Source organism: Streptomyces sp. Je 1-369 (genome assembly GCF_026810505.1).
Classification (GTDB): Bacteria; Actinomycetota; Actinomycetes; order Streptomycetales; family Streptomycetaceae; genus Streptomyces.
Map to the genome: position 1 here is coordinate 4,679,966 of NZ_CP101750.1, position 11,910 is coordinate 4,691,875.

Annotated in this window: 10 protein-coding genes; 5 read left to right on the plus strand and 5 right to left on the minus strand. The window is 68.7% G+C overall.

Going from position 1 to position 11,910, the window contains the following annotated elements:
• The first annotated feature begins 75 nt into the window (after nucleotides 1-75).
• From NOO62_RS21360 to NOO62_RS21380, 5 genes are all read left to right on the plus strand, one after another.
• Nucleotides 76-1,797 (plus strand): asparagine synthetase B family protein, encoded by a 1,722-nt coding sequence (locus NOO62_RS21360; protein ID WP_268772495.1) that lies wholly within the window; start codon nucleotides 76-78, stop codon nucleotides 1,795-1,797.
• A gap of 20 nt (nucleotides 1,798-1,817) precedes the next feature.
• Nucleotides 1,818-2,888 (plus strand): hypothetical protein, encoded by a 1,071-nt coding sequence (locus NOO62_RS21365; RefSeq protein ID WP_268772496.1) that lies wholly within the window; start codon nucleotides 1,818-1,820, stop codon nucleotides 2,886-2,888.
• Nucleotides 2,885-3,961: a GntG family PLP-dependent aldolase gene (locus NOO62_RS21370; protein ID WP_268772497.1), complete on the plus strand. Its 1,077-nt coding sequence runs from the start codon at nucleotides 2,885-2,887 to the stop codon at nucleotides 3,959-3,961. The genes NOO62_RS21365 and NOO62_RS21370 overlap by 4 nt, the downstream gene beginning before the upstream one ends.
• Nucleotides 3,958-5,196 carry an MFS transporter gene (locus tag NOO62_RS21375; RefSeq protein ID WP_268772498.1) on the plus strand — a complete coding sequence of 413 codons (1,239 nt, stop codon included), beginning with the start codon at nucleotides 3,958-3,960 and terminating at the stop codon, nucleotides 5,194-5,196. The genes NOO62_RS21370 and NOO62_RS21375 overlap by 4 nt, the downstream gene beginning before the upstream one ends.
• 81 nt (nucleotides 5,197-5,277) lie before the next feature.
• Nucleotides 5,278-6,516, plus strand: a complete 1,239-nt coding sequence (locus tag NOO62_RS21380) for an ATP-grasp domain-containing protein (protein WP_268772499.1) — start codon at nucleotides 5,278-5,280, stop codon at nucleotides 6,514-6,516.
• Here NOO62_RS21380 and NOO62_RS21385 read toward each other — a convergent pair.
• From NOO62_RS21385 to NOO62_RS21405, 5 genes are all read right to left on the minus strand, one after another.
• Complete coding sequence (locus NOO62_RS21385) at nucleotides 6,501-7,730, minus strand: ATP-grasp domain-containing protein (RefSeq protein WP_268772500.1); 1,230 nt, start codon at nucleotides 7,728-7,730, stop codon at nucleotides 6,501-6,503. The genes NOO62_RS21380 and NOO62_RS21385 overlap by 16 nt on opposite strands.
• A 118-nt stretch (nucleotides 7,731-7,848) precedes the next feature.
• Nucleotides 7,849-8,301, minus strand: coding sequence for a pyridoxamine 5'-phosphate oxidase family protein (locus NOO62_RS21390; protein ID WP_268772501.1), 453 nt, complete (start codon nucleotides 8,299-8,301; stop codon nucleotides 7,849-7,851).
• A 1-nt stretch (nucleotide 8,302) separates the two neighbouring features.
• Nucleotides 8,303-10,309 (minus strand): AfsR/SARP family transcriptional regulator, encoded by a 2,007-nt coding sequence (locus tag NOO62_RS21395; protein WP_268772502.1) that lies wholly within the window; start codon nucleotides 10,307-10,309, stop codon nucleotides 8,303-8,305.
• Nucleotides 10,310-10,701: 392 nt separating this feature from the next.
• The gene (locus tag NOO62_RS21400; protein WP_268775713.1) at nucleotides 10,702-11,175 is read right to left on the minus strand and encodes a MarR family winged helix-turn-helix transcriptional regulator; all 474 of its coding nucleotides are present in this window, start codon (nucleotides 11,173-11,175) and stop codon (nucleotides 10,702-10,704) included.
• Between the two features lie 14 nt (nucleotides 11,176-11,189).
• Nucleotides 11,190-11,804 (minus strand): DJ-1/PfpI family protein, encoded by a 615-nt coding sequence (locus NOO62_RS21405; RefSeq protein WP_268772503.1) that lies wholly within the window; start codon nucleotides 11,802-11,804, stop codon nucleotides 11,190-11,192.
• Nucleotides 11,805-11,910: the final 106 nt, after the last annotated feature.

The window sequence follows — 11,910 nt, forward strand, 5'->3', positions numbered from 1 at the left end:
GCGGGATACGTCAGCCTGCGCGGCCCCCGGGACCCTCAATGGCTCAGGTCGCTCGGCGCCACCATGACCGGGGCCATGAGCCACCGCGGAGACAGCCCCGGCATGCAGTGGGTCTCGGAATCCGGGCAGGTGATGCTGGCCTGCGTCCGGCTGGCCGTTCAGGACCGGTCCGCGGCGGGCGCTCAGCCCATGGCCAGCCCGGACGGCGGCACCGTACTCGTCAGCAACGGCGAGGTCTACGGTTCACGGGGCCGGGTCGCCGGGCCATGGCCAAGCCGCACCCACTGCGACACCGAATTCGTGCTGCAGCAGGTCGCCTCCACCACCGACGTGGCCGACATGCTGCGTGGGCTCGACGGAATGTTCGCGCTGGCCTGGCACGACACCCGCGAGGGCCGCACCGTCCTTGCGCGTGATCACTTCGGGGTCAAGCCCCTGGTGTACAGCGTCGTCGACGACGGGCTGCTGTTCGCGTCGGAAGCCGAGGCCCTGCTGGCCAGCGGCCTGGTCGCCGCGGACGTGGACACCACCGAGTTCGTGCTCCGTTCCTGGGTACGCATGGACGCCGCGGACGAGCGCACCTGGCTGAAGAACGTACGGTGCCTCCAGCCTGCGGAGTACCTGGAGGTGGATCCCCCGCGGATCCGCCTGCACCGCTACTGGCAGCCGGAGCCGGACGACACACCCGTGGGCGCCGAGGAGATCCGAGCCGCGTTCGACCGGGCCGTCGATCAGCGCTGCAGGGCGGATGTGCCACGGGCGGCAGTGCTCAGCGGGGGCGTGGACAGCTCGGCGGCCTTCGCGGCGCTGCGCAAGCGGGACATAGAAGTCGCCCCCTACGTGCTGCAGTACCGGGACGGCATCGGGGGCTCCGCCGACGATGTGGCACATGCCCGGCTCGTGGCCGCCGAGCACGGGGTGGACCTCACCGTCTGCGAACTGTCGCAGCACGCGGCCGTGGACCTCGTCCCGGAGGTCACCAGCCGGCTGATGCGCCCGCTGCTCCACGGCGCGGAGCTCGCCATGTACCAGCTGTACCAGCGGATCTCCGCGCAGGGGCAGGTGGTGGTGTACTCGGGCCATGGAGCCGACGAGATGTGGGGTTACCAGGACGGCGGCTACTTCCCCATCGTCGACCCGGCGGCGCGCGTCGAGATACATGGCAGGCACTACCTCACGCACCGCCTGTACCCGGATGAGCGGCCGTTGTGGGGCCGCTTGCTGCGGTGGATGGCGAGGGAACTGGACGTCGACATGGATGACGTCCACGAGCAGGTCTGGGACCGCGTACTGAGGGAGTACCGGGCGCCGGCGGGGGCCGAGCCGCTCAAGCGCGGGCGCCACCACCTGATGCGGCGCTTCCTGGTCTACGTCAACGACATGGTGGACGCCACGTCGTCCGCGCATACCTTGGAGGACCGCCCGGTCTTTCAGGACGTCACCCTCGCCGAGCTCGCCTTCCGGTCCCCCGAGTACCTCAAGAGCTCCTGGACGCCGGGCAGCCACAAGGATCTCCTCAAGAAGGCACTCGCCGACCTCCTGCCGCAACCGGTCATCGACCGGCGCAAGCAGGGATTCCCCGCGCCCGTCGACACCGCGTACCGGGACGCTTTGCGGAGCCTGCTGGCGGACAGCGGCATGCCGTTCGATCTGCCGGCTGTGCCCAGGGAACTCCGGTCCGAACTGAACACTTCGGAGTTGATGTTCCTGGCTTCCAGCTCCGTCTGGCTCGCGGGCCCGCGCCTCGTGCGGCCCGGGCGTCCGAAGAGGTCCGACCCCAGCGTGTTCGCACGTTAAGAGAAGACAGGAATCAACGTATGACGGTCACCGAAGGCTGGAGCTGGCGCATCGTCGCGGACGCGGGGGAGCTGTCGTCCGCGCCCGAGGAGTTGCCCGCCGAGGAAGCGCAGGAGTGGTGCAACTTCGTGCTCTGGCGGCCGACCCTGCTGCCCGACGGATGCAGCCTGCTGACGTCGACTCTGCGCAAGGAGGCTCCCCCCGGGCACAGGGAGGGCGCCACCGGACGAAGCCCCTGGTCGGACGCGAACAACGCGGTGTACCGAAGCGAGATCGGCGGCCCGGGCCGACGCCTGCGCATCAAGCAGTTCCTGTACGACTGGGCATTTCCCGCGGCCGACCACCCCTGCCTGTGGGGCAGCGCGACCCGGCCCGAGGTCCTCTCCGGCGGGCAGGTGCTCTGGTTCGGCACCGACTATCTCGGCAACGCCGCGACATCGGCACGGATGAGCCGGACCACCGTCGAACTGTCCGTTCTGGAGGGTGAGTTCTCGGACGCCGAACTGGTCGCCCTCCACAACGGATTCGTGCCGTCCGGCGACGACGTCGTCGAGCGGGTGCTGCGGACCCCGTTCCACGAACTCAGCTACTGGGCCCGCTACCCGGTGAGCATGGTCTCCGTCCCCACCGGGCTGTACTCCTTCAAGCGGCATGACCGAGTGCACACCGGTACCTGGGTCCCGCGTGGTGAGCTCGACGGCTTCCTGGCCGCACACGACGCTCCGTCCGCTCCGGGCGGCTTCGTGGCCGAAAGCGCGGCGACCTTCACCGGCTCCTCCGGCGAGCAGGAGACCGAGATCGTCTACGTCCGCGCGGACATCGACGGCGGCGAGCTGCGCCTGGTGCTCCAGCGCACGGGCAAGGGACGGATCCCGTTCCCGCCGGAACGGGAGAACCACCCCGCCGTCACCGAGGAGATCGGCCTGGACGGTCAACTCGTGCACCTGGCGTACATCGACCCGGTGCTCGGCCCCTTCGACGCCCAGTGGAGCGACGCCACGACGGGCGTCGAGGGAAAGCTGATGAGCAGCACGCATGAGGGCCTCACCCGGGAGGTCTTCCTGTCCGCCCTGAGCACTGTCGTCGCATGAGCGGTGCCGCCCACCTGGACTTCCGCAGCGACACACGGACCGCACCCGACGCGGTGATGCGCAGGGCCATGGCGGCCGCGCGGGTGGGGGACGACGCCTACGGCGACGACCCGACCGTCGGGCGCCTGGAGTCCGAGGGCGCCCGGCTGCTGGGCACGGAGGCAGCCGTCCTCCTGCCAAGCAGCACCATGTCCAACCTGGTCGCGGTGCTGGCCGCCGCACCGGCGGAGGGGACACCGCTCATTGCGGGCAGAGCCACGCACATCGCTCACTTCGAGGCGGCGGCGATGCGGCGGTTCGCCCGTACCCCCGTGACCGCGGTCCGGCAGGACTCCGACGGGATGCTCGACGCGGAACCGGTCCGGCAGGCGCTGACGACAGGCGACCGGCACGTGGTCTGTATGGAGAACACGGTCATGCTGTGCGAAGGGAACGCACTGCCCCCTTCGTCGCAGACCGAACTGGCCGTGCTGGTGGAACACCACGGAGCGCACCTGCACCTGGACGGGGCACGGCTGGCCAACGCCGCCGTGGCCCATGGGCGCCCCGTGTCCGATATGACCGCCGGGGCGCACAGCGTGACGTTCTGCCTGGCGAAGGGACTCGGCGCCCCTGTCGGCTCGCTGCTCGGGGGCAGCGCCGAGTTCGTCGACCGGGCCCGCGGTCTGCGTCTGGACCTGGGCGGAACCATGCACCAGAGCGGCGTGCTCGCGGCGGCGGGGCTGGAAGCCCTGCAACGCGTCCCGCACCTGGCGGACGACCATGCGCTCGCGGAACTCCTCGCCACGGAGCTCGACCGGGTGGAGGGAGCCGATGTTCCCGCACCGTCCCGGCGCACCAACATCGTGACGGTGCGGCTGCCTGGCATGCCGGAACAGCTGCTCCGGCAGCGGCTGGCCGATCGGGGTGTGCTGGTGCTTCCCCTGTTCGATGGATACGTTCGCTTTGTTGTGCACCGGGAACACGACGAAGCGTCGGTTGCCGGGGCGGCGGCGGCACTTGTACACGCCGGGGAGCGTGAACGTGGACCGCGCCGTTCGCCGTCGGTTCTGCGTTCTGAAGGGGCAATGTGACGCGAGTCCCGCGCAATACCTGGGTTCTGACCGTCTTCACGGCGGTCACGAACCTGACGGATGGCGTCATCAAGGTGACGCTCCCGCTGCTGGCCACGTCGTTGACCGACTCGCCGGCTCTGGTAGCGGGCGTGCTGACAGCCTTTACGCTGCCCTGGCTCCTCGTCGCCCTGCATGTGGGTGTGCTGGTCGATCGCGCGGACCGGCGCAAGCTGCTGCGGGTGGCGAACGCCATGCGGTGTGCCACCGTGTTCTGCCTGCTGGCCGGGGTCAGCACCGGCGCACTGACGCTGCCCCTGCTCTACGCCGCGGCAGCCGCACTCGGTGTCGCGGAAGTGCTCGCGCTGACCTCGGCCGCGGCGATCGTCCCCGATGCCGTGCCGTCATCGGAACGCGACCGCGCCAACAGCTGGGTGGCCGGGGTCGAGACGGTGTGCAACGAATTCGCGGGGCCGTTCATCGGGGGCGTGCTGGTCGCGGCCAGTGCCTCGGTCGCGCTGGGGGCTTCCGCGGGCGGCTATCTGGTCGGCGTTGCCGTGCTGCCCCTCCTGGTGGGCCACTTCAAGGTGGCGCGCCGCACCGGTGCCGCGTCGTCGGTGAACCGGGAAGCGATAGCGGGATTGCGCTATCTGTGGGGGCAACGGCTGCTGCGGCTCTTCGCGTTCACGGTCACCGTTCTGGTCACGTGCTGGGCGGCCTGGTTCGCGCTGATGCCCGTCGTCGCGACAAAGGAGTGGGATCTCAGCCCGACCGGATACAGCACTCTGGTCGGCGCCCTCGGCTTCGGTGGACTGACCGGTGCCATCGTCGTCAACGCGTTGAACCGCCGGTTCGGCCGCCGCAGAGTCATGTTCAGTAACGTGTTTCTGACGTGCTCGATGGTCGCCGTTCCGGCCGTGACCTCCAATGTCTGGGCCGTGGGAGCGGGGGCCTACCTCGGTGGCATGGGCGGTACCCTCTGGGTCGTCAACAGCCGGGTCATCAGCCAGACCCTGGTCGGCGCCGGGATGATGGGCCGCTACAGCGCCGCGTCGCGCCTGTTCAGCTGGGGCTCGCTGCCGCTGGGTGCCGCGCTGGCGGGTGTGCTCGCGCAGGCCCTCGGATACCGTGTCGCCTTTGCGATTTTCGCCTGCGCCACCTTGGCGGTCGTCCTCCCGTTCCTGCGCACCTTCACCCCACGGGTCCAGAAGGAACTCGCGGACGTGGGAGACGCCCACGCCGAAGCTTCCCACTGATCCTGTACGGCGGAATCGGACCACAGGCGATCCATAGCGACGGGTCAGTGCCGCCACAGCAGGCGCTGTAAGGCTCCAGGCATGAAAACTGTTGCCATCGTTGACGCGTACGCATCCTCCCGGCGGTTGGCGCCGCACTTCCGCGATGCGGGTTTCTCCTGCGTCCGGGTGCAGAGCGGCCCGGAAGTCCCCGCCGTGTACCGGTCGCCGTTCAGTCTCGATGACTACGCCGCCAATATCGTGCACTCGGGTTCGCTGGAGGAGACGCTGGGCGAGCTGGCCGCCTGGCAGCCGGTCGCGGTGGTCCCCGCGAGTGAGAGCGGGGTGGAACTGGCCGACACCCTCAGCGAGCGCCTCGGTCTGCCGACCAATGGGACCCGGCTCAGCGCGGCTCGGCGGGACAAGTACGCCATGATCGAAGCGGTTGATGCCGCCGGACTCCGCACGGCCACGCAACTCCTCATCGAGTCGAAGGAGCAACTGCGGCGCTGGCATGAGGAGATCGGCGGCAGGATCGTTGTGAAGCCCGTCCGCAGTGCGGCCAACGACGGGGTCCGCTTCTGTGATTCACCGGAGGAGTCGGCGGCCGCGTACGAAGAGATCCTGGGCAAGGAGAACATATTCTCCGAGCGGAACGACGCGGTCGTGGCGCAGGAGTATCTCTTCGGCACGGAATACTTTCTCAACACGGTCAGTCACGCGGGACGGATGCATGTCTGTGACATCTGGCGGACTGTCCGTGTCGAAGTGAACGGGGTCCCGGATCTGCTGGCCGGCTTCTACATCATCCCGTTCGAGGGTGCTGTCCAGGAGGAGCTCGTGTCCTACGCGTCGGCGGTTCTCGACGCGCTCGGAATCCAGGTCGGCCTCGCGCACATCGAGATCAAGATGACTCCCGACGGTCCCTGCCTCATTGAGGTCGGTGCCCGGATGGGCGGTGCGGACAGTCCCTACTATGCCGAGTTGGCCACTGGGGAATCCCAGCTGAACTGGGATGTCGACGCGTACACCAACCCCGAGCGGTTCAATGCCCGGTGTGCGGAGCCCTATCGGATCCGGGAGCACTTCGCCTCGGTCGTCATGATGTCACCCACAAAAGGTGTGCTCCGGTCCTATCCGTTCATGAGCAAGGTCGAAGGGCTGGAAAGCCTCCACGACATTCGCGCTGCGGTTGAACCCGGCGATCCGATCACGTACAGCGTCGACGACCTGACCTCGCCCATGACCGTGAACCTCAAACATCGCTCCGAGGGGATCGTCATGCGGGACATGTCGACTCTCCGCTATCTCGACGGACCGGCGTTCTACGACGTCGAATGAATGTCATAGAAGGCGTGGCCGTCCAGGTATCTGAGTGTCTCCATGTCGCGCATGACCAGCTCCTCGATCGGATGCGCGAGACTCACGATGATCGGGGGGCGGACGCCGCCCCGGCTCGGGAGAATGGCGTCACCTTCCGCGATCAGCACCCGGATGTTGTGCAGACTGTCCAGGCTCTTGACGGCGTCCAGGTAGGGGTAGGAGCGAAGGGTCCCGCCGCGCGGCGAGAGCATGATCACCCCTGCGACGTACTGCTGGACGGTGTAAGGCTCGCGGTAACGCCGCGCAAAGCGTGCCGGGCGGGTGTAGGCATCGACGGTCCACGGTATCTGCGACTCGCCGGTTGCCAGTTCGACGAAGTACGACATGTCACTCCCGGCTATCCGGGCACCCAGCTCGACCAGGCACGGGCCCGCGGGCGTCATCTTGAGCTCGATGTGGGCGGGGCCGTAGGCGATGCCGAGTGCGTCGAGGACCTGGGTGGCGTAGGCGACCAAACGGTCCTGGATGTGGCCCGCACGCGGCAGGATATGCATTCCGTTCAGAGCGTCGCACACGCCATTGACGTCGACACGGACCGTCTGCCAGATATCACAGACGTGGTGCCGTCCCGCGCTGCTCACCGTATTCATGACGTACTCGGTGCCGACCAGGTATTCCTGGGCGACGACGCCGGAGTTGCGCTCGGAGAACACGTTGGTTCTCCCCATGATGTCCCGGTAGCCGGCGACCGATTCTTCCGGGGAGGCGCAGAAGTGGACTCCGTCGCCGGCCGCGCTCCGCAGGGGCTTGAGAACGATCCGGCCGCCCACCCGCTCGTGCCAGGCGCGCAGTTCGTCCTCGGACGTGACCCGCAGTTGTGCCGCGGCCTGGAGCCCGGCTGCCGCGACCTGCTCGATCATGGTGAACTTGTCGCGGCGGGCCCGGCTCAGCCGGGTGCCGTTGCCGACCACGCCCAGCCTCTCGCTGAGCGCGTCCGCCAGCTCGACGCCGACCTCGCTTCCCGCCACCACCGCGACCGGCGCGAACGGTTCGATCTCACGCAACGTCCGGTCGAGTGAGCCCTCGTGCACGATATGGGCGACGTAGCCGTCCAGGACGACTGCCGCCTTGTAGATGCTCGGCACTTCCGGTGTGCTCTGCACCCGTACGCACGCGAAACCCGCTTCCTGAAAGCTGGGTGCGTGCCGGCAGGCCGGTCCGTAATCATCCACGATGACGACGCAAGGGGAAATCATGGACTCACCCTGCCGGTTCCGCTTGTGACACCGCTGTCGAATCCCTGTGGTCACCCCGCTGGGCAGCACAGCGTGGCCATAGTGGTCCGGCGGTTCAGTCGATCCAGACCCCGTCGCGCATGATGTCCCTGCCCTTGAGCTCGTTCACCTCACGCCATGCCTGAATGCGCCGTGGCTCGATCCGGAAGTACTGGTAGTCCGTGCCCTCGGCACGTGGATCCCAACCGGTATGCGCCGCATAGGCGTCACCCATGGTGCCCAATTCGGCCGTCGTGAGCGGGCGGGCAACTCCTTCGACCAGCACGACGTCCCGCGTCGCGCCCAGGGCCAGCCGCACGTTGCCGCCCGCGGTGAGATTCCGCGCCGTAGGAGCTGTCGGCGGCGTAGCGATCAGGAAGGTTTCGTCGATCCACAGGAATGACAGTGGAACCAGGTAGGGAACGCCGCCCGCGTCGGCGGTGGATACCCAGAGGTCCACGTCGTCCTTGAGCCGCGTGAGTACGTCGTGCCGTCGCTCGGGCAGAGAGCGCGGTGGATTGATCGCCATGTCAGAGTTCCTTCCCTGAGCTGCCTACCTGCAGCTTCGTCGGCCTCGCGGAGTCACCCAACCCGCGGCGGGCGCCGTGGGGTTGAAGGGCGCGCACGAGACCCGGAGCGGTCTTGCCTCGGCTCGTCCCGGAGTGGGCCTGCCGCACATGTATCCGTACCAGATTGTCCATGTGGTACCGCGCGGTTCCGTCCCGGGTCATGCGAACGTCGAGCAACTGCGCAGACACCAGCTCCTCCAGCATGTCCCTTGCCTCCGCCAGGGCCACGTTGACGGCCGCTGCCGCCGCCCACGCGGGGATGTCGGTGAAGTCGAGCATCGCGAGGTGGGCCAGGAGGTGCTGGAGTCGGTCCGGCAGGTCACGGCACGAGGGAACGAGCGTCTCCCGCACGCTCGTTCCTCCCAGTGCCAGCTCGTCCAGCCCGCGCCCCTCGTCCGTCAGCCGCGTGTGCAGCTGCTCGACCGTCCAGTGCGGGCGCTCCGCCAGCTTGGATCCCGCGATGCGCAGCGCCAGGGGCATGCCGTCGCAGAACTCCACCAGGTTCCGCACCCGGCCGGGTTCGTCGTCGGCCCGGTCACGGCCGATGAGCCAGGACAGGAGGTCGCTCGCCGACGGCTCGTCGAGGGGGCCGACGGAAAGGCGATCCGCGCTGGTCAGGTGGACCGTCCGGCTACGACTGGTCACGATGACGGCGCAGCCGGCGGTGCCAGGCAGCAGGGGCGTGATGTCGTACTGCTCCGGCACTCCGTCGAGCATCACGAGTACGCGTCTGTCGGCGAGCCAGCTGCGGTACATCGCCGCACGGTCACCGAGGTCTTCGGGGACCGCTGATGCGGGGATGCCGACCGCGCCCAGCCACCCCCCGAGAATCTGCCGCGGCTCCTTCCGAGCGCCGTTCTGGTCGCTCACCTGGGCGAACAGCTGCCCGTCGGGGAACGCTCCGGCGACGGAGTGCCCGGCGTGGACCGCGAGCGCTGTCTTCCCCATGCCGCCGCGACCGGTGAGTTCCACCATTCTCACCAGTGCGTCGGTCTTGTTTGCCGGAGGCATCAGCCTGCGCTCGAGGTGGGCTTGAAGCGCTGTTCGGCCGAAGAATCCGGAGACCGCCGGCGGCAGCTGCCGGGGCACCGGGATCGCCCCGGCCGCGCTGCCCCGGGGGTGTGCGGGCGGGCGGACCTCCGTCGGCGTCCGCGTGGTGGCGGCCGTCCCGTCCGCGGGCTGGTCCGGCAGATCGAGGGAGTCGTCCCCGGTGATGATCGCCTGCTGTAGCTCGCTGAGTTCGGTACCGGGGTCGAGACCGAGTTCCTGGCGGTTGAGCTCGCGCCATCTCCGGTAGACCTCAAGGGCTTCCGCCTGCCGCCCCGAGCGATAGAGCGCCAGCATGAGTTGTCTCCGGAAACTCTCCCTGAACGGGTACCGGGCCACGAGTTCGGCCAGTTCACCCGTCACCCGGGCATGGTGCCCCAACTGCAACTCCAGGTCCAGACACGACTCCTGGGCGGCCAGACGTCCCTCGTTCAGACGCATGGCGGCGGGCTGGACCGCGGGGCGCGCGAGGTCGTCGACCGCGTCCCCGCGCCACAACGAGAGTCCTGCCCGGTAGTGCCGGATCGCCTCGGAAGGGCGTGTGCGGGTAATGGCGGACGCCGACTGGATATGTTCTTGAAATCGCCGTAAGTCCAACGAGTCTTTCGGATCGCGTATCAGGTATCCGCCCGGATGCGTCTCCACTACGGGCCCGGCGCCGACCTCGATGAATCGCTTCCTCAGCTGAGACACACACAGCTGCAGTCCGTTCCGCGCCGTGGCGGGCGGATCGTCGTCCCATATCGCGTCGATCAGCGTATTGATCGGAACTGATCGCCCCGCGTTGAGCAGGAGCATCGCCAGCAGAACCCGCTGGTTGGTTGAGGCTATGGTCAGCGGCCGGCCCGCTACGGTGATCTTGATGGGGCCGAGGACACGGAACTCGGTGTCCAGAGGGGGTGCGTCGGTTGCATGAGCCATTGATTCCCTCCTCGGTCAATCCTGAAGGTGATCAAACTGGGTCGTGCGGTACGCGACTGCGGCTGCCCCCAAAGAGACCGATAGCACCAAGCGTCTCTCCCGTCGCGTAACCGATCCATGCTAAGGCAGACGCGCGACCGCCCTCAGGGTGATTCCCGCCAACGTGTATCGCCGGCCTAGGGCCTGTGTCGGAAGTCCCGTCGTCCGCCCGGAGGGCGGGCCCCGCGGCGTCATGGGGGCACCTCCCTGCTCGAGCGGAGCCGAGAGCTTGGGGGAGCGTGCGATCGCAAGGCGGAGGGTCGCCCCGATACTGGTTGTATCGGGGTGTCCCGACAACGCCGCGAGGGCGCGTGCCGGGCGTCGCGGGGCAGGCGGGACTTCCGACACAGGCCCTAGGTGGCGGTTTCCGCGTCCGTGTCGATGACGTCGTCCAGGACCGCGGCCAGGCGTTCCAGTACCCGTACCGTCTCCGCGAACTCCGCCTCGCCGAGCGCGTCCGACAGACGGCCCGCCAGCTCCGCGTGGCCCGGGTCGATGTGGGCCACGGCCGCCCGGCCCTCGTCCGTCGGGCGGAGGAGCTTGGCCCGGCGGTGGGCCGGGTTCGGGGCGTACTCGGCGAGGCCCTCGCGGACCAGGAGGTCCGCGACGCGCTGCACGCTCTGGCGCGTGATGCCCATCGTGCGGGCGATGCCCGCGACCGGCAGCGGGTCGCGCAGCACCGCGCCGAGCACCTGCCACCAGGCCGCGGTGAGCCCGGCAGGCTTCGCCAGTTCCTCGGACGCGGTGAGGAACTGGCCGTTGAGGTGGAAGACCGTCAGGGCCGTGCGGGTCAGCAGGTCCTGGGGGGAGGGCGCGGGGGTGGGCATCCGCGGTTCCTCGTTCACGAGTTCAGCGTCTCGTACGCCGCCGCGTCGGAGTCGTGGAAGAGGCGGTACCACGCGTCGAGCTTCTCGGCGTCGAGTACGTCGCCGAGGCGGCCGAAGATCTCGCGGGCGAACGCGACCGGCTCCGTCGGGCCCGCCGTGATCAGGTCGCCGTCGGTCACGGCGTCGGCGTCGGCGTATCGCTCGCCGCCCTTGTAGCCGGTCGCGGCCAGGTACATGGGCGCCGCGCTCGTGTGCGTGCGGTCGTCGAGCAGGCCCTCGCGGGCCAGGCCTGCCGTGGCTCCGCAGATAGCGCCCACCGGAACGCCCGCGTCCAGGAACGCGCGGGCCGTGCGGGCGAACGGGGCGAGGTCGTCGCTCGTGTCCCACAGGTCCGCGCCCGGCAGGATCAGCAAGGAGCTCTCCTCGGGGCGCAGTTCGGCGAGGGAGAGGTCCGGCTGTACGCGCAGGCCGCCGAAGGAGACGACGGGTTCGGCCGTCGGGGCGACCGTACGGATCTCGTAGCCGAAGCGGGCGAGCCAGGCCGTGGTGTGGCCGGTCTCCCAGTCGGCGAACGTGTCGTAGAGGGCCAGGTGCACGGGCTTGCGGGATGTGACGGGCATGGCGGACATGACGGCCTCCGAGTAAGCGGGTGACGTGCCTTGCGCTTGTGTAAGCATGCTGTCGCAACGACAGCATGCTGTCAATGGAGTCGCGGCTCGTTCGTTAACGCCTGCC